At 36.1% G+C, this 26,199-nt stretch carries 22 protein-coding genes and 2 pseudogenes; 7 read left to right on the top strand and 17 right to left on the bottom strand.

Annotated features, from left to right (window positions below; translation table 11 throughout):
• Both aroQ and ACEWK1_RS07775 read right to left on the bottom strand, forming a co-directional pair.
• Positions 1–435 carry a type II 3-dehydroquinate dehydratase gene (aroQ, locus tag ACEWK1_RS07780; protein ID WP_121662744.1) on the bottom strand — a complete coding sequence of 145 codons (435 nt, stop codon included), beginning with the start codon at positions 433–435 and terminating at the stop codon, positions 1–3.
• 186 nt (positions 436–621) lie between these two features.
• Positions 622–1,155, bottom strand: coding sequence for a YqhR family membrane protein (locus ACEWK1_RS07775; protein ID WP_212138564.1), 534 nt, complete (start codon positions 1,153–1,155; stop codon positions 622–624).
• Between the two features lie 459 nt (positions 1,156–1,614).
• Here ACEWK1_RS07775 and ACEWK1_RS07770 point away from each other — a divergent pair, with 459 nt between their 5' ends.
• Complete coding sequence (locus tag ACEWK1_RS07770; protein WP_121662746.1) at positions 1,615–2,559, top strand: DUF1385 domain-containing protein; 945 nt, start codon at positions 1,615–1,617, stop codon at positions 2,557–2,559.
• A 43-nt stretch (positions 2,560–2,602) separates the two neighbouring features.
• Positions 2,603–2,983 carry an SA1362 family protein gene (locus ACEWK1_RS07765; protein ID WP_121662747.1) on the top strand — a complete coding sequence of 127 codons (381 nt, stop codon included), beginning with the start codon at positions 2,603–2,605 and terminating at the stop codon, positions 2,981–2,983.
• Here the strand turns inward: ACEWK1_RS07765 and ACEWK1_RS07760 are convergent.
• From ACEWK1_RS07760 to ACEWK1_RS07710, 11 genes and pseudogenes are all read right to left on the bottom strand, one after another.
• Positions 2,980–3,867, bottom strand: a complete 888-nt coding sequence (locus ACEWK1_RS07760; protein WP_121662748.1) for a patatin-like phospholipase family protein — start codon at positions 3,865–3,867, stop codon at positions 2,980–2,982. The two genes, ACEWK1_RS07765 and ACEWK1_RS07760, sit on opposite strands and share 4 nt — an antisense overlap.
• A 184-nt stretch (positions 3,868–4,051) precedes the next feature.
• On the bottom strand, positions 4,052–4,951 hold the full coding sequence (gene nikC / locus ACEWK1_RS07755; RefSeq protein ID WP_121662749.1) for a nickel transporter permease: 900 nt from the start codon (positions 4,949–4,951) through the stop codon (positions 4,052–4,054).
• A 19-nt stretch (positions 4,952–4,970) separates the two neighbouring features.
• Positions 4,971–5,978, bottom strand: coding sequence for an ABC transporter permease (locus ACEWK1_RS07750; RefSeq protein ID WP_121662750.1), 1,008 nt, complete (start codon positions 5,976–5,978; stop codon positions 4,971–4,973).
• A gap of 79 nt (positions 5,979–6,057) precedes the next feature.
• Positions 6,058–7,671 carry an ABC transporter substrate-binding protein gene (locus ACEWK1_RS07745; RefSeq protein ID WP_121662751.1) on the bottom strand — a complete coding sequence of 538 codons (1,614 nt, stop codon included), beginning with the start codon at positions 7,669–7,671 and terminating at the stop codon, positions 6,058–6,060.
• A 45-nt stretch (positions 7,672–7,716) separates the two neighbouring features.
• Positions 7,717–8,685, bottom strand: coding sequence for an ABC transporter ATP-binding protein (locus ACEWK1_RS07740; protein WP_121662752.1), 969 nt, complete (start codon positions 8,683–8,685; stop codon positions 7,717–7,719).
• Positions 8,660–9,679, bottom strand: coding sequence for an ABC transporter ATP-binding protein (locus ACEWK1_RS07735; RefSeq protein ID WP_212138566.1), 1,020 nt, complete (start codon positions 9,677–9,679; stop codon positions 8,660–8,662). Before ACEWK1_RS07735 ends, ACEWK1_RS07740 begins: the two co-directional genes overlap by 26 nt.
• 429 nt (positions 9,680–10,108) lie before the next feature.
• Positions 10,109–10,528, bottom strand: coding sequence for a transcriptional regulator MntR (gene mntR / locus ACEWK1_RS07730; protein WP_098796009.1), 420 nt, complete (start codon positions 10,526–10,528; stop codon positions 10,109–10,111).
• A 411-nt stretch (positions 10,529–10,939) separates the two neighbouring features.
• A pseudogene (locus ACEWK1_RS07725) lies at positions 10,940–12,706 on the bottom strand (vitamin B12-dependent ribonucleotide reductase); the annotation flags it as partial.
• A gap of 242 nt (positions 12,707–12,948) precedes the next feature.
• On the bottom strand, positions 12,949–13,827 hold the full coding sequence (locus ACEWK1_RS07720) for an endonuclease domain-containing protein (RefSeq protein WP_251398233.1): 879 nt from the start codon (positions 13,825–13,827) through the stop codon (positions 12,949–12,951).
• A 128-nt stretch (positions 13,828–13,955) separates the two neighbouring features.
• A pseudogene (locus ACEWK1_RS07715) lies at positions 13,956–14,750 on the bottom strand (ribonucleotide reductase N-terminal alpha domain-containing protein); the annotation flags it as partial.
• 376 nt (positions 14,751–15,126) lie between these two features.
• The gene (locus tag ACEWK1_RS07710; RefSeq protein WP_212138568.1) at positions 15,127–15,963 is read right to left on the bottom strand and encodes a lipoate--protein ligase family protein; all 837 of its coding nucleotides are present in this window, start codon (positions 15,961–15,963) and stop codon (positions 15,127–15,129) included.
• A gap of 175 nt (positions 15,964–16,138) precedes the next feature.
• Here ACEWK1_RS07710 and ACEWK1_RS07705 point away from each other — a divergent pair, with 175 nt between their 5' ends.
• From ACEWK1_RS07705 to ACEWK1_RS07695, 3 genes are all read left to right on the top strand, one after another.
• Positions 16,139–16,519 carry a rhodanese-like domain-containing protein gene (locus tag ACEWK1_RS07705; RefSeq protein WP_232273291.1) on the top strand — a complete coding sequence of 127 codons (381 nt, stop codon included), beginning with the start codon at positions 16,139–16,141 and terminating at the stop codon, positions 16,517–16,519.
• A gap of 109 nt (positions 16,520–16,628) precedes the next feature.
• Positions 16,629–18,464 (top strand): hypothetical protein, encoded by a 1,836-nt coding sequence (locus tag ACEWK1_RS07700; protein WP_251398230.1) that lies wholly within the window; start codon positions 16,629–16,631, stop codon positions 18,462–18,464.
• A gap of 106 nt (positions 18,465–18,570) precedes the next feature.
• Positions 18,571–19,812: a hemolysin family protein gene (locus tag ACEWK1_RS07695; RefSeq protein WP_251398227.1), complete on the top strand. Its 1,242-nt coding sequence runs from the start codon at positions 18,571–18,573 to the stop codon at positions 19,810–19,812.
• A gap of 45 nt (positions 19,813–19,857) precedes the next feature.
• Here the strand turns inward: ACEWK1_RS07695 and ACEWK1_RS07690 are convergent, their stop codons facing one another.
• Entirely contained in the window at positions 19,858–20,535 is a 678-nt protein-coding gene (locus ACEWK1_RS07690; protein ID WP_251398213.1) for a MerR family transcriptional regulator, read from the bottom strand.
• Positions 20,536–20,914: 379 nt separating this feature from the next.
• Here ACEWK1_RS07690 and ACEWK1_RS07685 point away from each other — a divergent pair, with 379 nt between their 5' ends.
• Both ACEWK1_RS07685 and ACEWK1_RS07680 read left to right on the top strand, forming a co-directional pair.
• On the top strand, positions 20,915–21,736 hold the full coding sequence (locus ACEWK1_RS07685; RefSeq protein ID WP_121662761.1) for a methyl-accepting chemotaxis protein: 822 nt from the start codon (positions 20,915–20,917) through the stop codon (positions 21,734–21,736).
• An 88-nt stretch (positions 21,737–21,824) separates the two neighbouring features.
• The gene (locus ACEWK1_RS07680) at positions 21,825–22,094 is read left to right on the top strand and encodes a hypothetical protein (protein WP_121662762.1); all 270 of its coding nucleotides are present in this window, start codon (positions 21,825–21,827) and stop codon (positions 22,092–22,094) included.
• Between the two features lie 47 nt (positions 22,095–22,141).
• Here ACEWK1_RS07680 and gcvPB read toward each other — a convergent pair whose 3' ends face one another.
• The 3 genes from gcvPB to gcvT are packed head-to-tail and all read right to left on the bottom strand — an operon-like array spanning position 22,142 to position 26,083.
• Complete coding sequence (gcvPB, locus tag ACEWK1_RS07675; protein ID WP_212138573.1) at positions 22,142–23,602, bottom strand: aminomethyl-transferring glycine dehydrogenase subunit GcvPB; 1,461 nt, start codon at positions 23,600–23,602, stop codon at positions 22,142–22,144.
• The gene (gcvPA, locus tag ACEWK1_RS07670) at positions 23,602–24,942 is read right to left on the bottom strand and encodes an aminomethyl-transferring glycine dehydrogenase subunit GcvPA (RefSeq protein ID WP_212138574.1); all 1,341 of its coding nucleotides are present in this window, start codon (positions 24,940–24,942) and stop codon (positions 23,602–23,604) included. Before gcvPA ends, gcvPB begins: the two co-directional genes overlap by 1 nt.
• 37 nt (positions 24,943–24,979) lie before the next feature.
• Positions 24,980–26,083, bottom strand: coding sequence for a glycine cleavage system aminomethyltransferase GcvT (gene gcvT / locus ACEWK1_RS07665; RefSeq protein WP_212138575.1), 1,104 nt, complete (start codon positions 26,081–26,083; stop codon positions 24,980–24,982).
• Positions 26,084–26,199: the final 116 nt, after the last annotated feature.

The raw sequence follows: 26,199 nt of genomic DNA, 5'->3' as shown, positions 1-26,199 counted from the left end.
TTACCCTCCAATTCGTTCTTTTAATGCTAAAATCGCCAGCTCATATCCTTTAAAGCCAAGCCCAATAATTTGCCCAACTGTGACCGGTGCTGTTACAGATGTATGTCTGAATTCCTCTCTAGCATGGATATTTGAGATATGTACTTCAATGACTGGTAGAGAGATGCTCGCAATCGCATCTCGTATTGCATAACTATAATGTGTAAAAGCACCAGGGTTTATAACAATACCATGATATTGCTCATTTGCTTCATGAATTGCATCAATTAAATCTCCTTCATGATTTGATTGAAAGCATGTAACTTCACAATTTACTTTTTCACCAATTGTTAAAAGGTCTTTCTCAAGATCTGTTAATGTTTTTGAACCGTATATTTCAGGTTCTCTTAATCCAAGCCTATTTAGGTTCGGCCCATTAATAACTAAAACCTTCATGACTCTCTTACACCTCACAGTTAATCCTTAAGTTAAACAATCTGTTAATATCGCATAGGAGCAACTTCCCACTGCTACAATTAACAAATAAGCTTCAACATAAGCTTATACATAATAGAATAAAAAAAGAATGTTCATCACATGAACATTCTATCATATCTGAACACATCTCTACTATTGTTTCGTTCAGCTTTCAGGATTAGCTTGAAATTCATTGTAATCAAATGAAATTGAGTATCCAACAAATGCACCGTATAGAATATAAAGACATAATGTAGTAACAACAGTTCCACGAGGCAGTTCAAAAACCGTATCCAAATTTGGAAAGATTGGATTTAAAACAAAGAAAACTAATGCCCACAAGGCCCCACCAAATGCAACACCAATCCACAAGGATTTAAATCGTTTCAGTATAGCAAAATAAGCTAATGCTACACCGATAGACACCAGTCCCAGTATAACGATGCTTATTAGATGCCCTAATGTTCTATCCTTCCAATCACCTAATGCAAATGGTTGCAGAATTAAGTTAGGACTAATTTCCGTAAAATTTAAAATATAAGAAAAGTATGCTAACAAGCTCCAAAATACACCTCCAACAAAACCTGTAGTTATCGTTTTTCCGACCGTTGACATTGGTTCTTCTTTTTTGTTTTGTTCTAATTTAGGGTTATCCTCTAGCTTTTGTTCATCATCATTTTGTTTCTTTTTATCCGCCATTTTCCAACACCTCCATTATTACTATGTCCAATTTTTTGATTGTCCATGTTTTTAGAAATACAGTTTTTTGTTGAAGAAATTTTAAAAGACTATATTAGAGGTGTTGGTGCACAAAAAAGCACAGATGACCTAAGGAAGTTTACGTGCACCAAGTCGAGATAATTTTCAAATAAAATGGAAATTCCATGTCTAGCAGGAAAATGCATGGGTATAATGTAAATAAAGGAATGTTTTCCAGGCTATTGGTTACACTAACGAAGATGACATGGGGGCTAAGGTTTTATTTTGACAAAAAATCCAACCATGAACAGAAGAAGAAATACGCAATCATATTGTTCATTTCTAAACATCGCTCTAGAGGTTTCCTTTCAAATTCTGTATTATAGAGATAATAGCTAAACATTGTATTAGACGTTGTTTACTTTAATTTAGAATTAGGAATAGATAGGTTGGTGTCATATGTCAAATCAAAACAAGCCTGCATATGGTGGGCAAGCTGTTGTCGAGGGTGTTATGTTTGGTGGTAAGCATCATTATGTAACAGCCATTCGACGAAACGATAACTCAATTGATTATTTTCATTTACCTAGAAAAAATCAACCTGTTTTATCAAAACTAAAAAAAATACCCTTTTTAAGAGGTATTGTTGCCATTATCGAAGCAAGTGCAAATGGTTCAAAGCATCTAAATTTTGCTACTGAACGTTTTGAAGTAGATCCTGAAAATGACGAAAAAATGTTAGCTGAGAAACAGAATGATTCAAAGCTTACGATGTGGCTGGGAATTGCAGCAGTCGGGGTCCTTTCATTTTTCTTTGGAAAAGTGATTTTTACTCTTCTACCCGTTTTTTTAGCCGAATTTTTCCGCCCCCTTATATCATCAGACTTCGGGCAAATTCTCTTAGAAGGCGCTTTCAAACTTGTGTTACTATTAGCATATATATATGCTATATCTTTTACACCTTTAATTAGGAGGGTGTTTCAATACCACGGTGCAGAGCATAAAGTAATTAATACTTATGAAAACGACTTGGAATTAACAGTTGAAAATGTCCAAAGTCAATCCAGGTTGCACTACAGATGTGGTAGTAGCTTTATTTTATTCACCGTGATTGTGGGTGTGTTTGTTTACACTCTTGTCCCGACTGATCCTCTATGGCTGCGAATCGTGAACAGACTAGCCTTGATACCTGTTGTATTAGGTATTTCCTTCGAAGTGTTACAGCTAACGAATAAAGTTCGTGAACTACCAGTGTTACGCTATTTAGGATATCCAGGACTCTGGTTACAACTGTTAACAACAAAGGAGCCTACAAACGATCAAGTTGAAGTGGCGATTGCAAGCTTTAATGAATTAATTCGGATGGAAAAAGAGACAGAAACATCTACAGAACAAATTGTCTAATTATAATCTACTTTGATTGGTATCTTTTCTTGGAGGTGGTCAAATGAATCGTCGTGTGAATTGGATTGTCATGATTGTTATCTCTTTAGGGGTTATTGGTTTTATTACAACGTTAGTATCTGATCCTCTATGGCTTTTAAAACAAATCGCCATCTATGCTGCTATTGCTGGTTTAATCTATCTTGTTTATCGATTATTTTCAAAAAGAAGAATGGGCAAAGAACATTCCTCTTATATGAAAGCTGCAAAGCAATCTAAAAGACGTTTTGACGACCGTAGCACGAAGTCTTCTAATGTCAAAAACATTTCACAAGCTAAAAAGGCAAGAAAATCCTCTGCAATCAAAAAGAAAAAACAAACTCCTTCTCATTTAACTGTCATAGAAGGAAAAAAAGGCAAAAAGAAAAACAGAGCGTTTTTCTAAAAAGACCACTTCTTTAGAAATTCATTCGTTCTGTTTCTACCTAGCTCTATAAGGGCTAGTTTTTTTTGTTCATTTAATTCAAATTCGGTTGTTACAATATCCTCAACAGGGATAAACACCATATCTTTTTCATGTCGTCTTGAAATATGCCGCCCATCATGTGCTTCCTTCATTGTTTCAAATAATGCTCCAAATAAATCAATTGCATTATTAATCTTCTTTTTAGGTCGTTCTTTTTCACTATAACTAAGCTTTACGCCAAGAACCGGCCTTGTTTTAAAAGGCTTATCCTGCTGATAAAATAGCCAAATCGGGAAATTGCTAAGAACTCCCCCATCTACAAATATAGTAGCCCCCTTAGAAGTATTCAACTTAACAGGTTCAAAAAAATAAGGTAAGCTACAACTCATGCGCACTGCCTTTGCCACAGAAAAGGATTGTGAGTTAATACCGTACTGATGGAGATCATCAGGTATAACAATCAACCTTCCATTGGTTAAATCAGAAGCAATAACTCTTAAACTCCCCGGTGCTATATCAGCAAACGTGGAAATACCTCTTTCTTTTAGCCTCTGACATAGCCATTCCTCTAATTTATTCCCTTTATATAACCCAAGATTCCAATATAATGAGAGCCATTTCGTAAATGGTAAAGGCAGAAGAGATTTACGTTCATCCAAAAACATTTTCAAATCTACTTCATCCATTATCTTCAAAATTTCATCACTTGTATAACCTGCAATAATGAATGCAGAAATAATAGAACCTGCACTTGTACCAGCTAGCCTTTTAAATTGATATCCCCTTTTTTCAATCGCCTGATAGGCACCAATGAGCGCAAACCCTTTAATACCCCCACCTGAGAAAACACCATCAATTTGCATCGGCCTCTCCCCTTCCCTCTAATAGTGTAAGAGCAGGGAAATGAAAATAGACCATCAATCATCATTTAGGGGAATCATTTACACCATGTACTTATATTTTGAGATGACCTTTCAAACTTACTAGCTATAAAACATAAACTCAAAGAAAAAACCCTTATCAATAAAAGGGTTTTTCCTAAAGACTTTATTGTTTCATTTTTGGATCAAGAACATCTCGTAAACCATCACCCATTAAATTAAACCCTAGTACTGTTAACATAATCGCTAATCCAGGAAAGAAAAGTGTCCATGGCGCTTGTACAAGGTACTGCTTAGAATCTGACAGCATTTTTCCCCACTCCGGATTTGGTGCTTGTGCTCCTAACCCTAGGAAACCTAGAGCTGCAGCTTCAATGATAGCTGTTGCGATAGCTAGTGTTGCTTGTACAATGATGGGCGTCATACTATTCGGCAGGATATGTCTAAATAGGATTCTGCTATCCTTCATCCCTACTGCCCTTGCTGCCATAATATACTCTTCTTGTTTCACACTCAAAACCTTTGATCTAACCAGACGACCAAAGTTAGGAATATTTATAATAGCAATTGCAATTAAAGCATTTTGTAAAGATGGTCCAAGGATCGCTACTACAGCTATCGCTAATAAAATACTTGGAAAGGCAAGCATAATATCAAAGATTCTTGAAATAATTGAATCGACCCAACGTCCATAATAGCCTGCAATAATCCCTAAAAGTGTACCAAAAATCGCAGAACCTAATACAGAAAAGAAACCAACCCACAGCGAAATTCGAGCACCATAGAGAATTCTTGAGAGAATATCACGCCCGAAATCATCTGTTCCAAACCAATGCTCACTTGATGGTGCTAACAGTCGTTTTGATAATTCCTGTTCCTTAAAGCCATAAGGAGCAATAACAGGCGCCAATATGGCCAGAATGATAAAAAAGATAACAATCCCAAGACCAACAAGCGCTAATTTATTTTTACAGAAGGATTTCCAAGCCTCTTTCCAAGGTGGTGTTACTTGTTCCTCAACAGCGGTATTCAAAGGATTTGGAGTGTTTTTTGCTAACTCTGCCACAATTATCCCCCCATTCTAATTATTGATGATATTTTATACGTGGATCAACGACAGCATATAATAAATCGACGATTAAATTGATTAAAATAAAAATGGCTGCAATGACTAAGATTCCTGATTGTATAACTGGATAATCTCGATAACCGATTGCATCATATAAATAACGACCAATTCCCGGCCAACCGAAAATCGTTTCTGTTAAAATGGCTCCACCTAATAACAGACCTGTTTGCAAACCAATTACAGTTAGAACTGGAATAATAGCATTTTTTAAAGCATGTTTATAAACAACCCAGAACATTTTTAGACCTTTTGCTCTAGCTGTACGAATATAATCAGATTTCATTACTTCCAACATTGTAGAACGAGTCATTCTTGCGATAATCGCCATCGGTATTGTAGCTAATGCCAAACTTGGAAGGATAAGGTGCTGTAGTACCTGAACAAATTGATCTGTCCTGCCCTGAAGCAAGGTATCGATCATATAAATATTCGTTATGGCGGTTATCGGGTTCCTAACATCTTCTCTTCCTGTTGAAGGCAACCATCCTAACTCTATCGAAAACGCCCATTGCTCCATTAAGCCAAGCCAGAAAATTGGCATTGATACACCAACTAACGCCAAGATCATAGCTAAATAATCAAACCATGAATTTGAGAACCATGCACTAATAATACCTGCATTTACCCCTATAAATATAGCGATTATCATCGCCACGATCGTTAGTTCAATCGTTGCAGCTAAGTACGGCCAAATTTCCTCATTAATTGGACCCCTAGTTCTAAGGGAGGTTCCAAGATCTCCTGTCAAAAGTGCTTTTATATAATCCACATATTGGATATACCATGGTTTATCTAATCCTAGTTCTGTCGTTAATGTAGCAATGGCCTCTTTCGTAGCCTTTTGTCCAAGAATAACCTGCGCTGGATCACCTGGTATAGCACGTATTATTGCAAACACAACTAATGTCATTCCAAACAATACGGGTATAAGTGAAAAAACACGACGGACTGTATAAGAAAACATATTGCTCACCTCTTTTTGTAGAAACTATCAATATTTTGCTTAACAAAAGGGGAGACAGAGCTCCCCTTTCTTTACATGATTATTTAAATTCAACTTTCGTTAATGCCTCAGAACCAGTTGGATGTGGTAAATAATTTACTAAATCACTAGTTCCTGCTAATAACGGTGTTGAGTGAACCAATGGTACCCATGGTGCATCATCATGAATGATTTCTTGAGCTTGTTTGTATAAATCATTTCTTGTGTTTTGCTCTGTTTCAGTTTGAGCTTTAATTAATACATCATGAAGCTCATCATTACTGTAATAAGAATAGTTGTTACTTCCAATACTATCTTTGTCTAAAAGTGTGTATAAGAAGTTATCAGGATCTCCATTATCACCAGTCCAACCTAACATGTAAGCGTCAAACTCACCTTTAGCAGCTTTATCTAAGTAAGTTGCCCAGTCAACTGATTGAATTTCTGCTTTAACGCCAATCTCAGCAAATGACGCTTGGATAACCTCTGCTACCTTCATGCCTTCAGGCATATAAGGACGTGCAACTGGCATAGCCCAAAGATCCATTTCAAATCCATCAGCATAGCCTGCTTCAGCTAATAATTCCTTTGCTTTTTCTAAATCATAAGGATATGCTTCAATCTCATCATTGTATCCTTCAACAGAAGGCGGCATTGGGTTCTTTGCAACTTCTGCTTTACCACCATAAAATGCTTCGATAATTGCTTCTTTATCAACTGCATGGTTTAATGCTTGACGTACAAGTTTATTATCAAATGGAGGACGATTTACTGTAAATCCTAAGTATCCAGTATTCATCGATGGACGCTCAATTAATTGAAGCTGATCATTACCTGTAATTGTTGCTTCATCTGAATTATTTAACCCATCCATAAGATCAATTTCACCATTTGTTAAAGCATTGAGTCTTGATGAGTTTTCAGGAATAACACGGAAAATAACTTGCTTTAACTTAGGAAAACCTTCTAACCAGTAATCCTCATTCTTTTCAAGTACAATACGATCGTTTTGTTTCCACTCCACAAATTTAAATGGACCAGTACCAACTGGATTTTCTCTAAATTTGTCACCAGATTCTTCAACTGCAGTCGGACTAGCGATTCCAAATGGAGACATTGCTAGGTTCTTTAAGAATGGAGCTTGTGGGCGGTTTAGAACAAATTGAACTGTATTTTCATCTACAGCTGTAACAGACTCAATAACATGCCCTTCTTCACCTTTAAATCCCCCAAACATTGTGTAGTAAGGAAAATCATCTGCATTTCCATTCATCCAACGTTCAAAGTTAAAAACAACTGCTTCTGCATTAAAATCTGTACCGTCATGGAATTTAACACCTTGACGTAGCTTTAATGTGTATGTAAGAGCATCTTTTGAAACTTCCCATGACTCTGCAAGTCCTGGGTGAAGTGTTGTATCTTGCTCTCCATATTCAACTAAGGTTTCAAAAATGTTTTCAGTTACTTTAAATGTTTCACCTTCAGTTGTTGTAATTGGATCAAGAGATGTCGAATCTCCCCCACGTCCAAAAACTAAAGTATCCTTTTTCTCTCCTTCGCTAGAAGACTGTCCTTCGCCACCAGCTTTTTCGTTTGAGTTACCACTACATCCAACTAGAAGCATACTAATCGCTAATAGTGAAATAAGTAGCAGCTTGAGTGATTTGTTTTTCATTCGCTTTCTTACCCCCATTTTTTTATTTATCATAAATGCTGCATGTTAGTCATTGTATAAATGACATGCAACAAAATGACCATTTATATTTTTATATTCTGGTCGAGTTGTTTTACAAATGTCCATACATTCTGAGCATCTTGTATGAAAGGCGCATCCTGCAGGAGGATTCGATGGACTTGGTATTTCACCAGTAATCGTAATTCTCTCACGATTATTTTCTGGATCTGCGATAGGTACAGCAGATAGTAGTGCCTGTGTATAAGGATGCATCGGGTTCGTATAAAGTTCCTCACTATCAGATAACTCTATTAATCTACCTAAATACATAACACCCACTCGGTCACTAATATGACGAACAACACCAAGGTCATGAGCAATAAAGATATAGGTAAGTTGAAACTCATTTTGTATATCTTTCATTAAGTTTAGTACCTGGGCTTGTATGGATACGTCCAATGCTGACACCGGCTCATCGGCGATAATTAATTTAGGCTTTGTCATAAGCGCTTTCGCAATACCAATCCTTTGACGTTGTCCACCACTAAATTGATGTGGATACCTTCTTGCATGGTAGCTGCTCAAGCCAACGATTTCTAACATCTCTTGAACTCGTTTCTTTCTCTCTTCTTTTGAACCAATACCATGTACAATAAGGGGCTCTTCTAAAATTTTTTCAATAGAATGTCTCGGATTTAAAGAAGCATAAGGATCCTGGAAAACCATTTGTATGTCTCTTCGTGTTTTTCTTAATTCTGTTTTAGACAGGTTCCTAAGATCTTTATCTTCAAAAATGATGCTTCCGTCACTAGCTTCTATTAATCTCATAAGCAATCGGCCTGTTGTAGATTTCCCACAACCACTTTCACCTACGATTCCTAATGTTTCGCCCTTTTTAACGAAGAAAGATAAATCATCAACCGCTTTCACTTCACCTTGCTTTTTGCCAAGTAATCCACCATTTATAGGGAAATACTTTTTTAACCCGTTAACTTGAAGAAGTAACTCTGTCATTTTTCTCTACTTCCTCCTTTCCACTATGCAAAAAGCATCGAACATTATGATCTTCTTTTTCCATTTTATATAGTTGAGGTGTTTCTTCTTGGCATTGACCAAACATTTCCTCACATCTTGCAGCAAAACGACATCCGTTTATAATACTTCCAGGTCGTGGAACGTTACCAGGTATACTGTATAACCGATCTTTTTTCCCTCGAATATCAGGAACCGATTTAATTAATCCCTTTGTATATGGATGTTTAGGATTTTTCAAGATTGTTTTTACGTCACCTTGTTCGACAATTTGACCGGAATACATAACAATTACCCTATCACATACTTCTGCCACTACTCCTAAGTCATGAGTAATAAAAATAATCGATGTATTCATTCTTTCATTTAAATCTTTCATAAGAGATAGAATTTGGGCTTGTATCGTAACATCTAGGGCAGTTGTAGGTTCGTCCGCGATTAAGACTTGCGGATTACAGGCCATCGCCATCGCAATCATTACCCTTTGCCTCATCCCCCCGGAGAGTTGATGTGGATAATCATTAACGATTTCATCTGCTCTTGGTATTCCAACTAACTTAAGCAATTCAATTGCACGCAGTCTTGCCTCTTTTTTCGCTAGATTTGTATGTAACTTTAAAGCTTCAATTAATTGATTGCCTATTGTAAACAATGGGTTTAATGATGTCATAGGCTCCTGGAAGATCATCGATATCTGATTCCCTCGAATGCCTCGCATTTCTTTTTCACTAAATTTTGTTAGGTCTTTACCTTCAAATAATATTTCACCATGCTCAATCACACCAGGAGGGCTAGGTATTAATCCCATTGTTGACAATGATGTAACACTCTTTCCACTTCCCGACTCTCCAACAATCCCTAAGATTTCGCCTTTATTTAACTCGAAACTTATTCCATCAACTGCTGGGACCAGCTTTTTTTCAGAACGAAAGGATACCTTTAAATCTCTTATTTGAAGTATAGGTTCTTTACTCATTTGATCACCTACCAATTATCTTGTTAAAATTTTAAATTATTAAAATATAATGAAAGTAGTGAATATTATCACATAAAAAATATTCTAATATTGTCGTTTTTTGTCATATTAAAAGAACTTTCTTTCGACATATTTCGATATTATCACTTTAAACCTTTACTGCTAACTTGCGTTAAAGAGTTAAATACATTAAGGAACATTGCAGAAAAAGGATCACACCCTCGCGGCACCCTTTTTCAAAAAAGCTTCTAATTCTTTCTCAGGATAATAATCAAAATAATATTCCACTACATTAATAGTGATTTTACCTTTCTTATCATTACAATGTTTCTTTACACAGACAAGGAGTTGGTTACTTTTTATACCAAGTATCTTTTTGAACAAACAAAAAAGCGGTGAATGTAGATTAACTATCATTCACCGCTTTTCTTACTCTTCATTATTTTTTTGGATATTCCGTAGTGATTGAATTCTCTCTTCTTTTTCTTCAAAATATTGAACAAGATCTCCAATTCGATCGATTGCATTCCAACTTAGATGATGCTCAATACCTTCAACATCATTATATATCTTATCTTGATCAACGCCGATAATAGTTAAAAACTGCTCTAGCAGCTCATGGCGATAAACTAGTCGTTTTCCTGTTTTCTTCCCTTTATTCGTTAACACGAGTCCGCGATATTTCTCATAAATTAAATACTCATCTTTATCTAATTTCTGAACCATTTTTGTGACGGAGGAGGGATGAACAGCCAATGCTTCTGCAATATCAGAAACACGTGCATATCCTTTATCTTCAATAAGTAAATAAATTTGTTCGATATAATCTTCCATACTAGGTGTTGGCATGTAGTCCCCTCCAGAATTGCCGATCTTTTTTAACGAAATCATTACAATTTTACATGAGTTTAAGGGTAATGACAAGGAATATTAGGAAAGCACTCCCAATTTCATGAGTGATCCTAGTATAGAACAAATTCTCCATGAGAAAATAACTTGATCGCTCATTTCTATAGCATTTTCAGGTAGTGTATTTAAAATGAAGTGACATTAAAATCTGTTGCGAGGTTCTTTTATCTTCGATTATAAGGAGTTTATCTTCGATTTTGTCCATTTTATCTACGATTCCTGAGATTTATCTACGATTATTGGGATCGTATCTTCGAATAGATAAAATTCATCATTTTTCGACATGATGAATTTCACTCCTCCTCATATAAAAAGGACCTGACATGGTCAGATCCTTTTTAAAAGTTCATATTATAACCCGCACTTCAATTGTGCTCCACAGCTCGTACATGTGTTACAGCCGCCTAAATCTTCAACCGTACCTTCACGACAAACCGGGCAAGTGTTCCCTACTTCATTACCAATTGTAACGTCTGTTGAACGAAGGTCATTTATAGTATCTACAAGTACTACTTTCCCTTTTTCTTTCGGAACAACTTCTTCGTCACTATCATCAAACGTATTTTCTTCTGCTTTTAATGTTAGTACTTGTGTGTCACGGCTACCATCTACATAAACAGTACCGCCTTTTGCTCCACCTTTATATAAACGCTCATACACTTTTTCAACTTGCTCAACTGTGTAACCTTTAGGAGCATTTACAGTTTTACTGATCGAACTATCAATCCAACGTTGGATAACACATTGTACGTCAGCATGTGCTTCCGGTGCTAATTCCATTGCTGATACGAACCATGATGGTAGGTTATTCGCATCTGCTTCTGGATGTTGATCTAAATATTCTTGAACGATATCCGCTTTTACTTCAATGAACTTCCCTAAACGCCCGCTACGGAAGTAAGAGAATGAGAAGTAAGGCTCAAGGCCTGTTGCGACGCCAACCATTGTTCCTGTGGATCCAGTAGGAGCAACAGTCAATAGATGTGAATTACGAATTCCGTATTCTTTTACACCTTCACGAATATCTTCAGGCATTTTGCTCATAAAGCCTGTTTGTGTGAATGCTTCTCTTAAACGATTTGTTTCTACTTCTTGTTCACCAGCTAAGAATGGGAAGCTTCCCTTTTCTTTAGCAAGTTCAATAGATGCACGGTATGCAGTAGTAGCAATCGTTTCAAATACTTTATCTACTAACTGATTACCTTCTTCAGAACCGTACTCTGTTTCACAATAGATTAGTAAGTCATGAAGACCCATTACACCAAGACCGACACGACGCTCACCTAGAGCTTGATGTTTGTTTTCTGGTAAGAAGTATGGAGTTGCATCGATTACGTTATCTTGCATTCTCACACCAACTTCAACTGTTTTTCTAAGCTTATCGAAGTCAACAGTTTTTGTTTCTTTGTTTGCCATTTCCGCAAGGTTCACTGCTGCTAAGTTACAAACGGAATATGGCGCGAGGGGTTGCTCGCCACACGGATTTGTCGCAACAACTTGTTGACCATATGCTTTAGCATTTGTCATGTCGTTTGCATTATCTATAAAGAAAATACCTGGCTCTGCTGAATACGTTGCACAAATATTAATTAAGTTCCAAAGCTCTTTTGCTTTAATTTTGCGGTACGTACGAACTTTGTAGCCTTGACCCGCCCATTCACGTACATCCCCAACTTTATGCCAGTTTTCATTGTATTTGTTCATTTCTTGCTGAGTGTAGCTCTCTACATCTGGGAATCGAAGCTCATATTCGGCATCATTCTCAACGGCTTCCATAAAATCTTTTGTTAAAGTAACAGAAATATTTGCTCCTGTTAAAAACTCTGAATTATGAACACTGTAAGTACCGCCAGTACGTAGTTTTAACTCTGCGTCTTTAATAATCTTTTCACTAAATCCACCTGTGCCCGGAATTTGCTTGTAGTTCACAATTCCTTGATACATATCAATTTCTTGTTGTGTTAGTGGTGTGAATTTTAATTTATCTTGAGCGTATTTTTTAATCGCTTCATCGTTTGTGTTTTCAATTAGGTAACGTAAAATTCTTGGATTTTGCATTTTTGAGATAATGAATTCTATGATGTCAGGATGCCAGTCTGCCAGCATGATCATTTGCGCCTTATAAAAATGTTACGTTGATTCGTTAGATCAACTCTCTAAGTCACCTTAGAGTTCAGACCATATCTTACACTCTATCTGAGTGCCCTCGCACTTCGGGATCACTTAATCCCTACTCTACTCACTTCCGCCATGTATGACGTGTTTTCGATGGTCGTTGAACCTTCTCCATAATAGGAGCTTGGCTGCTGATTGTCTTTATCCACTTACTGTTTTTAAGCATTCACGCTTACCGTTTCCAGTTACGTTGTAGCCAGTAAGTCATGTATGATGCATTTTACATTATCAAAATTATTTAATATGTCATCTTCCCAAAAACGGACTATTTGAAATCCGTTTTTTAAGGCAATCTCATTTTTTTCAATATCTATTTTTATCCTCTGTATTTGCCACTGCATAGGTTCAGGATAAAATTTTGGATTTGCATGCCAGTAGTCACCATCACATTCTATAATTAATTTGTGCTCTATTAAAAGAAAATCAAATTGTCTGCCTTTCAAAACAAAAGAGTATTTGTATTTTATATTGAGTCTCTTTAAATACTCCTCCATTAACCTTTCAATTGTTGTTTTTTTAAAGACTTGATTTTCCATTTGTTTCAATATAGATGCACGAATCTTATCTATGGTCTCTTTACTATAAATCCCAGTTTTACCACTATTCCAAGAAGGAGTTTTATTTAACTTTCTAGTTTTTGCTGTTTTATTAATTATAGTCCTAAAATGTTCCTGCTTTTGTTCATTGCTCATTGAATGATGCCAATTAGCAAGCTTTTGTGATTTTAACTTTCGTGCACATATTTGACTACAGGTTTTGGTACCTCTATGTTTAGCCTCAAACTTCTTACCGCATGTTTGGCAAACTAATGGTTTTCCTTTAGCACCACATGAAATACTACAAAACTTGTTAGGCTTCCCTCTTCTTAATGTTACAAGCCTTCGACATAACTCATATGCGCATTTCAAGTCATTGTCTTGGTAATAGTGTTTTAAAAGGTATTCATTTAATGTAAGACCATCTTTCTTTAGATGTGACGTGAACTTCCCTTGTTTGTTATGAGATATTTGAAAATGACATATTTTACATTCTTGTAATTCAGATGCATCATATGGTTTTATCATTTTTAATTCACCTCTAGTTAATTATCTTTCAATTATGAAGATCTAGAAGTAATTAATAACTTAAACCATAAAGAGTTTCCAGCAATTCACGAGGTTTTTTATAGACGAGGCACGCGTTATTGTACTCTACCTCGTCTTGATCCACCCTGCTCAACAAGATGAGTCAACTTCGCAATATCATCTAACCATGAAACCGAACCAGATGATTTTCCGTTAACACCTTTTGCAAGTGTGTTTCGTGGTCGTAATGTTGAACCGTTCGTTCCAACACCGCCACCTCGGCTCATGATTTCCATTACCTGCTTACGGTGCTCTGAGATTCCTTCACGTGAATCTTTTACAAATGGCATTACGTAGCAGTTAAAATAAGTTACTTCTGTTCCTGCACCAGCTCCATAAAGAACACGGCCGGCTGGAATAAAGTTTAGATTCACAAGCTCTTGATAAAACTTTTCAAACCATTCTTGACGTTTTTCTTCTGTTGTTTCAACCGATGCTAATCCCGTTGCATTTCTTTTTGCAATTTGTTCGTAAAAGATTTCAAGTGGTTTTTCAATGACGTCTAACGAGCGTTTTACGATTCCTGTTTCCACTTCCTCAGGTTTGTCTAGTGAGTGTCTATACTCCTCATCGACTAGAACACTTGCCGTTTTTGCTTCCCAATCGATTGACTTAATATACCCAAGTCCTCTCGCTGGAAATTTAGGGTCTTCTTTAATTGTTAAGACAACGAAGTCCCCTTCAGATAACGTAATTTTTTCCGTATCTTTAAATGTGTAACGATCTAGCATAACTAGTCTTGAAACACCTTTATGAGTTAACTTCATATCTTTTGTAATAGGATGAACTTGTGGGAATGCACTAATATCTTTATTAAGCTTCTCCACATCTAAGCTCATCTTCTGCTCAGTAACAACTGTCATTGTACCAACTCCTCTATCTTTCTAGTAAATCTCCTGATTTAATTTATCATATCCAAATGCATTATTCAATATATAGTGCCTAGTTTCTCACAAACAATACTACATATAGTTTTTAGGTCAACTATTTTTCATTTTGTCAAATTGATAACTTATTAAAAAAGAAAGCAAATGAAAGGTTTAGAATGATTTATGAGCAAAAAAGGGGATTTTTGAAGAATTTTGTCACTTGCATGATGTTTTGTGTCGGAAAATGTTGCTGCATCAAGCTTTCATTACTTTCAAGTTTGTAAAATTACTTTTCGTCAAAGTTCTACAAGTCTGACTTCTTCTAAAATAATAAAGGACGCAATCATTTGAGATCACGCCTCTTCATCATTTACCTTTTAAAATTCCACTCTTCACTTTCATACTTATTCTTAGCAATTTCATTTACATAAGCTTCTTCTTCACTTGTTAATGTATAAGACTCAAGCTCTATTTTAAGGCCTTTTTCGAAGCCTTCTTTAAATGCCTTTTTTGCCTCATCAATTGTTACTGGCTCAGCTCTTAGTTCATTTGTCGCCACGGCTTTATTTTTAAAAGCACGCTGCATTCTCTCTTTTACACGATCATTAGGATACTTGAATAAGTTAAATAACATATCTTCATCAAGATCTAGTAGTATCGATCCATGCTGAAGAATTACACCCTTTTGCCGTGTTTGTGCACTTCCCGCAACTTTACGCCCCTCAACAACAAGCTCATACCATGATGGGGCATCGAAGCAAACAGCCGAACGAGGTGATTTCAAGCCAGCCTTTTCTTCATCTGTCCGCGGTATAGCAAAATATGCATCAAGACCGAGGTTTTTAAAGCCCTCTAGTATTCCTTCAGATATTACTCTGTAAGCCTCTGTTACAGTTTTAGGCATTTCAGGATGCGCCTCTGAAACAATGACACTATATGTAAGTTCTTGGTCGTGAAGCACTCCTCTTCCACCGGTTGGTCTTCGTACAAACCCTAAACCATATTTTTTTACAGCTTCTAAATCAATTTCTTTTTCTACCTTTTGAAAATATCCAATTGAAAGAGTTGCCGGATTCCAACCATAAAATCGTATTGTTGGAGGAATCTTTCCTTCACTATGCCATTCTAAAAGCGCTTCGTCCAAAGCCATATTATATGCTGGTGAACAATTACCAGAATCAATGTATCTCCAAACTTCTTTTATCATGTTGTAACCCTCTTTGTTCATTAATTTTACTTATTTAGTCTAGCAGAACTTTTATAAGAAGAAAATAATATTGCATGTAACCTGATGACATTTCAGACAAGCTCTTATATAATAATAGAAGTCTTATAAGAGTTCTTATGAGCTACAAACAAAGATATTAAAGGGGTCGAGAGCATTGACAACAACTATTTTATTTATCATTTTAGCAGCCGCTTTAATTGCGTACACTGCTTTTAACTTTTTCTACCAACGTAAAATAATGAAGCAATTACCTGAAGAAGATTTTCGTGCAGGCTATCGTAAAGCACAATTAATTGATGTTCGCGAACCAAATGAGTTTGAAGGTGGACATATTCTTGGAGCTAGAAACATCCCGCTTTCTCAGTTACGTCAACGTTTAAAGGAAATTCGTCCAGATAAGCCAGTCTACTTATACTGCCAAAACACAGTTCGTAGTGGTCGTGCCGCACAAATGCTGAAACGTAAAGGCTATAATGACTTAAACTGCTTAAAAGGTGGTTATAAAAACTGGACAGGTAAAGTTAAAAAGAAATAATAGATAGAACCTACAAGAAGCGACTAACAACACGCATACCTAGACTACGTTTGGGATGTGAGTGTCAGTCTGCTTCTTTTTTATTTATTTCCTATTGAGGAGTGATGATTTGAAGTTTATAGATAGTATATTCTTTCTATTTCGGCAACCAAAGATTGTTCTTATCCCAATTTTTTTAGATGTATTATTAACTCTCTTTGTAACGACAGGAGCTTTGTGGGGGTTTACTATTTTTGATTCAATAGAATTTACGATAGGGAACCCTATCCAACCCTTTCAACCTACTGGAACATATCCAATCTGGATACCAGAAATTAGTGATTTAAAAGTGCCAGCAGGATTTATTCATCCCACACTCGATTATAACGTGGTCTTATCCCTTATTATCACGGCTGCATTTTTTGTCATCAGAAGCTTTTTGATGGGTGCTTATTTAGGTAGTTTAAAATCAGCACTTACTGAAGAAAAAGCCATAATCTTTCATGAAGGTCGATATTATTTCAAGCGTTTTTTTCTACTGCATATCCTGTTCGCAATTATAATGGTAGTAGTAATAATACTAGGTTCATTTATCGGTCCCTTTGTGATTGTTTTATTTTTATTGACTATTCCGTATATCCTTACTCCATATGTTGTTGTTTTAGAGGATTGTGATATCACAGAGGCACTTGGAGAATCAAAAAATTTAGTACAGCAACATTTTTGGTTTTTAATTAGATTTGCTCTTTTACTAATGTTTAGTACGTTTTTGCTCACATTATCATTACAAACTCTACCGGAGTCTGTAATCTATATCACGATACTCATCGTTTATCCTTTTATAGGCTCAGCGGCCATCCTTACTGTTATGGGACGTTTATACGAAAAGGACGAAGACGAAGCAACAAAGGAATTTAACGATAAAATTAAGCTACCATTCCTACTTGCTTGCTATTTTGTTCTATTCTCCTTACCCCTCCTAGGAGCAAATTTGGCAAAAGGTGAATACCTAATGTTTTTAGATTTCTCAGAAAAGCAAACATTTGAAGGACTTTCTTATCAATCCGCAAATGGATACATTCTAGATGACACGTTTCCAACATATGAATGGCGTAATGATGAAAAAATCAAAATAAAATTATCTCTTCCTTCATTAGAAAATGAACCGGAAAAAATATCGGGAACAGGTACAGTCGGTATAGTAACTACAACTAATGGTGGAGAGCATGAAATTAAAAAGGTAGACTTTATTTATACATTACATAAATCAATCATTAATGACACCATCTATTACCGAAATTCGCAACAAGAGTCTATCTCGCTGTTAAATTGGGAGAGTGACATTCCACAGCCTGCTGTAACAATGATGGTTAATAACGAAGGAAACGATGTGTTCTTTTATTTATCGGAGTTTAATCAACCTCAAGACGGAGCTTTTGGATTTCAACAAACCGAAACATACTTTGATGTTAATGAAACAGGCCAGATATTCTTACCGATCAGAAATGATACGATCATGTATAGCTATCCTTATTATTGGTTTTCAACTGAATGGACGAAAGAAAAGGTCAGCGCATTCCTTGACAGTAAAAATAATTATAGTGCGTACCATCTAAACGATCCAGGCTTTCAAATAGCCTCCCTTATACAGGAGGGCTCATATCAGACAATTATCAGACTTGCGCCTAACTTAACAGAGCAAAATATTCAGCATAACTTAGATGAATGGAAAGCACGTTGGGAAGGCTTTTTTGAAGATCAATATGGAAACTTAACGCTATCAGAGTATTTAACGTACGCGAGTAAATCAGCTACGTACGAAGGATTTGAATCACATGCCATAACTGAGGATGGGAAAGAATACTACGAAAGAAACATTTCATTTCCTACCGCTCAGTTAAAGGTTCGCTATAGTGTGAATGAAGATGGACAATTCGAAGAACTTTATATAATAGAAGAAGAATAATTTTTTCATATAATTCCTTACGGATTAATCGACTTTTTCCGCTAAAATCGATAAGATAATAAAAGGTAAAAAATTTTCAGTTTCAATTTGTTGGAGGAATAACATTTTGCTTATAGCTATAGCGTTTTTTCTATTTATGTCTTTTTTCTTATCAGGAAGTGAAACTGCTTTAACAGCTGTTAATAAAATGAAATTAAAGAGCAGAGCAGAAAATAATGATAAGAAATCGCAAAAACTTCTTGATCTCATTTCAAAGCCTGATGAATTAATCACAGGCATCTTAATCGGTAATAACATTGCAAACATTATGCTTCCAACTCTTGTGACCATTATTGCACTTGAATATGGCATTAGTGTCGGAATTGCAACAACAGTTTTAACGGTTGTTTTAATCATCTTTGCAGAGGTATTACCTAAATCAATTGCTGCTACATTTGCAGATAAGATTGCTTATACTGTTTTTCCAGTGATAAGAATTATCCTGTTTTTGTTTAAGCCTTTGATTTTTCTTTTATCAAGGTTTACGAGGATCGTCATTAACAAACTTTCAAACGATGAAGAAAAAACTGCTTCAATTTCAAGAGAAGAGCTTATTACGATGGTTAATATCGCTACTTCAGAAGGAATTCTACAAACCGATGAAGAACAGCGAATTAAAGGAGCGATTGACTTTTACGACCTGGATGTTCGAGATGCACTAAAAGTTCCTCGAACAGAAATACAGGGAATCTCATCAGGATCAACTTTTGAAGAAGCACGTGAAATCGTCTTAGAGGGAAGTCATACCCGCTTTCCTGTTTATAAAGAAAGCATGGACCATATCGTTGGTGTGCTACATTCAAAATCTCTTTTATCATGGTCATTAGAGCCACAAAAAAAATTAGAAGATTTTATTGATGATGATCCACTTTTTGTATTTGAATTTCACTCAATTGAAAAGGTCTTTAAATTAATGTTAAAAAAACGCAGACACTTAGCGATTGTTCTCGATGAATATGGCGGTACAAAAGGTATTTTGAGTCACGAGGATATTATTGAAGCGATGATCGGACAGGAAATAAAAGATGAAACCGATCATGATGAAGAAATACTAATTGAAGAATTAACAGACTATCATATTATTTGTAATGGAAAGCTTGCATTGCGACGTTTAAATGAAGTGTTTAAAACGAAAATTCCTGAGCAAGAAGATATTCTTACAGGATTTTTACTAAAAGAAATGGGGCGTTTTCCAGAAGAAGGAGAAACTTATGAGTACCATCACCTTCATTTTGAAGTCATGAACGTTGAGGATAATAAATTAAAGAGTGTTAAAATCACGAAAAAAGTTGTACCAGATGAATCGTAAATGATACATATCAAAAAGGCCGCAGAATTTCGCGGCCTTTTCCTATTATCTTGCAAAGCTTAAAATTTGTTTTAAAAAGCCTAATCCTGATTTTTGCTCCTGTTTCATTCGTTCTGATCTGTGTTGATGTTCCCTCACAAACGTTAAGAAGCGTTCTTCACGTTCATCTGTTTTCTTTTGAGCGAGCTCCCGTTCAACTTGTATTTCTTCCTTATATGACGCTCTTTCCGCTTCAGCAGTGACCGCTAAACTTGTAATCATATCCTGAACATCAGAAAATTCAAATCTAGCCACTTCTGTTTGTAGTTTTGCTGTTTCCGTAATTTTCTCGCTAACAGATGAAACCACATTTTTTTCTAGCTTATCAAGACGTTCGTCCAGCTTTAGCATGCTTTGGACTTCTTGTGATTCAATAAATGACGTAATTTTTAATAATGTTTCTTGTAATTCAGTAACGTCACTTGCTTCTTGTGCTGAAGATGGAACAGTCGTTTTTTGATTTTGCAAAAGCTGTTTAATGGTTTGTGTATCCATATTGCTTTCCTTAAACGCTTTTACCTTTTGGAAGAATTCAATATTTTCTGCTGTAAACAGCCTAGCGTTTTTTTCATCTCTCTTGATTGTAATAAAATCTGAATACTCTTCTTCCCATTGCTTTAAAATAAACACCTTTTCCCCTACAAGCGAAGCCGCCTTCGATATAGTAATATACTTTGCTGCCAACCTAAACACCAACCTTTGTCTATTTTTTCTTATCTAACTAGTTCTACTAAAGCCCTAGTAAATTCCTCCCTCTCGACAAAGGTTCCAAAAACTAGTCATAATGTTTTGTGTTTTGGTTGATTTCAACATGAAATGATGAATCTTTATGAATATGTACACGGTAACATAAAAAATCGTGGAAGATGCACGATGAAAATTTAAATAAAAAGTCGAAAAATGGAAATTTAGTTTGTCTTTTTTCAAGTTTTTTGGTAAATTTATTTAGTTATTTACCCTTTTTATACAAGATTCATATGAATTTTCACTGTAGCATTGGGGTAATCCCCCCTAAAGCCACCATGAAAGATATACTCACAAAAAGAAATGGGAGAAAAAATTTATGTTTAATAAAATTGATTCCTTAGAAACGGTCATTCGTTTAGTACCAATTTTAAAAGCAGCAGTTCCAGCTGACCTATCAATTGCTATTTGTAATTTGCATGAATTTGTTGCTTATTTCCCAGGTGAAAATATCAACCTCCAAATAAAGGTTGGTCAAAAAATCAATCCTGACGAGCCTCTTTCAATTGCCATTCGTCAAAATAAAAAACTACAGGCAGAGGTACCTGCTGAATTTTATGGATTTGAATTTACAGGGACAGCTCTACCTTTACATGATCAAACTAATCAAGTAATCGGCGGAATCGCTATTCAATTACGCAGAGAAAGCGAGTTAAGAGCCATTATTAAGCAAATAGCCGACTCTTTATCACAAGCCAAGGAAAGTGTAAATACAGTTGTGGATGGATCAAACTCTTTAGCGTCTTTATCTCAGGAACTTCTTTTACAATCACAACAAGCATCAAGTGATGTAAAAGAAACAGATGTTGTATTATCTATGATTAAAAAGGTAGCTGATCAAACAAACTTGCTTGGTTTGAATGCAGCAATAGAAGCAGCACGCGCTGGGGAAAAAGGCAAAGGTTTTGAAGTTGTTGCTAACGAAATTAGAAAGTTCTCAAAAGAAACAGTCTCCTCCACTCAAAAAGTAAATCAAATAACTGCGCAAATTCAGGGTGTTACAACTAAGATGGGGGAGTCCATACAAACAATTGCCTCCATCGGAAATGATCAAGCAACATCAATGCAGGAAGTTTCTTCTTTAATAAAAGAGATTGAGCAACTTTCAAAAAAGCTATCAGAATTTGCAAACAAAATCTAAATACTATTATAATTCTTCAAGAAAATGATCAACAAATTTATGATTCAACCGATAATAAGGCTATCTAGAAATTTTGTTGGAGGTTATTATGTTTGCTTTTTTGATTGCTTTAGCTAGTGTTATTGCAAGTTTTCTTTTCTACTCTAAATTAAAATCACGAAAAGAAAAAACTATGTCTATTGGAAGTATGACACAAAGTCTTACTTTACTGGTTGCGTTTGTTATGCCTATTTACTATTTAAGAGATCTTAGTGATATAGAAGCAGTAGGGCATGGTATTAGTACATCCATAATTATTGTCATTTACGGAGCAGCAATAAATATTTTCTGTAAAATCATTGCTCGATTTCAAGCATAAACTCTAAACAAAAACTGACTTACCATCTTAGGCAAGTCAGTTTTTTATTACGCACGTTGATATTTTAAAATCGGTTTTCTCGCAGCTGTTGTTTCGTCTAAACGTTTAACAACCGTTGTATGTGGAGCTTCCTGAACAATTTCAGGTGTTTCTTCTGCTTCTTTTGCAATTTGAATCATCGCATCAATAAAGGAATCAAGTGTTTCTTTTGATTCAGTTTCAGTTGGTTCAATCATGATACACTCTTCCACGTTTAACGGGAAGTAGATTGTTGGTGGGTGGTAACCGAAATCTAATAATCGCTTCGCAATATCAAGAGTACGAACACCAAGCTTCTTCTGACGTTTTCCAGAAAGAACAAATTCATGCTTACAGTGCTGGTTAAATGGTAGATCATAATATGGCGCTAAGCGACGCATCATATAGTTTGCATTTAACACCGCATATTCTGTAACAGCTTTTAAGCCATCAGGACCCATTGTACGAATGTAGGTGTACGCTCGAACATTAATGCCAAAGTTTCCGTAAAATGGTTTTACTCGTCCGATTGATTGTGGACGATTGTAATCAAAATGGTAGCCTTCTTCTGTTTTCACTAGAACAGGCTTTGGAAGATAAGGAATTAAATCCGCTTTTACCCCAACAGGACCAGATCCTGGACCCCCACCACCATGTGGACCTGTAAATGTTTTATGAAGATTCAAGTGAACAACATCAAAGCCCATATCTCCTGGACGAGCTTTACTTAATACCGCGTTTAGATTTGCTCCGTCATAATAAAGCTTTCCGCCTGCATCATGGACAATTTGCGCCATTTCTAGAATATGTGCTTCAAAAAGTCCCAGTGTATTAGGGTTTGTTAACATCAATGCCGCTGTTTGATTATCAACAACACGTCGTAAATCCTCTAAATCAACAAGACCATTTTCGTCAGATTTAACTGTGATTGTTTCAAATCCTGCAACTGTTGCAGATGCCGGATTTGTACCATGAGCTGAGTCAGGAACGATAACCTTCGTTCGTTTTGTATCATTGTTCGCTTCATGATACGCACGAATCATCATTAACCCTGTCCACTCACCGTGAGCTCCTGCTGCAGGCTGAAGTGTTACTTCATCCATTCCTGTAATTTCTTTTAAATGCTCTTGAAGGTCAAATAATAATTCCATTGCCCCCTGAACCGTTGATTCTTCTTGTAATGGGTGGATATGAGCCAGTCCGGCAATACGCGCCACATTTTCATTAATTTTTGGATTGTACTTCATTGTACAAGATCCTAGTGGATAAAATCCTGAATCAACACCATGATTACGTTTCGATAACGCTGTATAATGTCTCATAATATCAAGCTCAGACACTTCTGGCAGCTCAGCTTGTTCTGTGCGAATATAATCAGAAGGAATGAGTTCGTCTAACGACACTTCGTCAACTTCAAGCTCTGGTAAGCTATATCCAACACGACCTTCTCTGCTTAGTTCAAAAATTAATGCTTGATCTTGATTACTCATTAAGCATCCCCCAATTCCTTCACAAGTGTGTCGATTTCTTCTTTTGTGCGCAGCTCTGTTACTGCAATAAGCATATGATTTTCAAGCTCAGAATCAACCTTACCTAAATCAAAGCCACCAATAATGTCTTTTTCTAAAAGCTGTTTGTTTACTTCTGATATAGGTTTTGATAATTTTACAACAAATTCATTAAAAATTGGTTGATCGAAAGGAACCTCAATACCAGCTTGGATACATGCACTTTTCGCATAATTGGCTTTTTGGATATTTTGAATGGCCATTTCTTTCACACCTTGCTTACCTAGAGCTGTCATGGCTACAGAAGCTGCAAGTGCATTTAAAGCTTGGTTTGAGCAAATATTAGAAGTTGCTTTATCACGACGAATATGTTGTTCACGTGCCTGAAGTGTTAACACAAATCCACGTTTTCCGTTTTCATCCGTTGTTTGACCAACAAGACGACCTGGTACTTTTCTTAACAGCTTATTTGTTACCGCAAAATAACCACAGTGTGGGCCACCAAATGCAGTTGGTATACCGAACGGCTGTGCATCACCGGCAACAATATCCGCACCAAATGCTCCTGGAGGTGTTAATGCTCCTAATGCCAGTGGGTTGGAAGAAACGATAAACATGCTTTTTCCTGTATGTGCAATTGGCTCAATGTCTTTTAATGACTCAATATGACCGAAAAAGTTTGGATATTGAACAATAACTGCTGCAACATCATCATTCATCTCTTGTTGTAATGCCTCTAAATCTGTTACACCGTTTTTTGTAGGTACTTCGACAATTTCAATATACTGTCCAGCAGCATACGTTTTGATAACATCACGTGATTCAGGGTTAACTGCCTTTGAAACTAGTACTTTCTTTTTCTTTGTTTGACCTGCTGCAAGCATTGCTGCCTCAGCTAATGAAGTTCCTCCATCATACATAGAAGAGTTGGCAACATCCATACCAGTTAACTCACAAATCATTGTTTGAAATTCAAAAATAGCTTGTAGCTCCCCTTGTGAAATTTCCGGTTGATAAGGTGTGTAAGCTGTATAAAATTCTGAACGAGAAATCACATGATCAACGATAATTGGCATGTAATGATCATAAACACCTGCACCTAAAAATGATGCATGACTGCGCAGATCCTTATTTTTTGCTGCAAGCTTCGTAAGTTCTTTTAGAAGCTCTGTTTCAGATTTTGCTTTTTTAATATTGTATTCTCCTTGAAAACGTACACTCTCAGGAATATCTTGAAAAAGCTCTTCAACAGAAGTAACGCCGATTGCTCCAAGCATTTCCTGCTTATCTTGTTCCGTCATTGGTAAATAACGATGATTCATTTCGTGTGAACCCCTCTCTTTTTTAGGTCAATACATATTAGTTTTTAGGACGTTTATAAAAAGGTGTCGCAACGACAACGGCTTTTAATCGTTTTTTACGAACCTGAACTTCAACTTCTGTTCCTAGTTCAGTAAATTCTGTTTTTAATAGAGCCAATCCAATGTTTTTACCTAATGTTGGTGATTGAGTTCCTGTTGTTACCACACCAACTTCATCACCATTCACAAACACCTCATAGCCATGACGTGGAATTCCTTTTTCAATTAATTCAATTCCAACAAGCTTACGAGCTGCTCCGTTTTCTTTTTGATCTTTTAAAACAGCTTTTCCGTTAAAATCAGCTTCTTTATTCGTTTTAACCACAAACCCAATGCCTGCTTCAATTGGTGTGATATCTTTCGAAAGCTCCTGACCGTATAAAGGAAGAGTTGCTTCAAAACGAAGGGTATCACGGGCACCAAGGCCACAAGGTAACACACCGTCTTCTTTTCCAGCTTCTAAAATTTTCTCCCAAAGCGTAACAGCATCATTTGCCGCACAGTAAAGTTCGAAGCCATTTTCACCTGTATAGCCTGTTCTAGAAACTAATGCTTTTACACCAGCAACATTTACATCATCTTTAAATTTAAAAAACCTAATTTCTGTTAAATCTGTATCTGTAAGAGTTTGAAGGACTTTTTCAGCAAATGGTCCTTGAAGAGCTAAAAGGGCTAAATCATCGGAAACATTTTTAATTGAAACATCACCGAAGAGATTCGTAGTTAGCCAATCCACATCTTTTTCAATGTTTGAGGCATTGATAACTAGCAGATAGTCATGATCAGCTTTTTTATAAATAAGAAGATCATCGACTGTTCCGCCATCTTCATAGCACATCGCCGTGTATTGTGCACCACCATTTTTGAGCAAAGACACATCATTTGTAGCGATTTTTTGTAGAAAAGCTAAGCTATCTTCACCACGAACTTCCACCTCTCCCATGTGAGACACATCGAAAAGTCCAGCTTTTGTGCGAACAGCTTCATGTTCTTCTTTAATAGAAGAAAATTGAACTGGCAAGTCCCAGCCCCCAAAATCAATCGTTTTTGCACCGTAATTTTTATACACATCATATAAAGGTGTACGATATAGCTCTGTCATATGGATTGCTCCCTTCAAATCCTTAAAATTTGGCATCAAAAAAAGGACATAGTACTCCCATTTATAAAAATAGAAGTCTCTGTCCTTTTAACCTGAAAGTTTACCTTATGTAAAGC

This window comes from Metabacillus sp. YM-086, assembly GCF_048059995.1.
In the GTDB taxonomy this organism is placed as follows: Bacteria; Bacillota; Bacilli; order Bacillales; family Bacillaceae; genus Metabacillus; species Metabacillus litoralis_B.
This window is presented reverse-complemented; position numbering and strand designations above follow the sequence as displayed.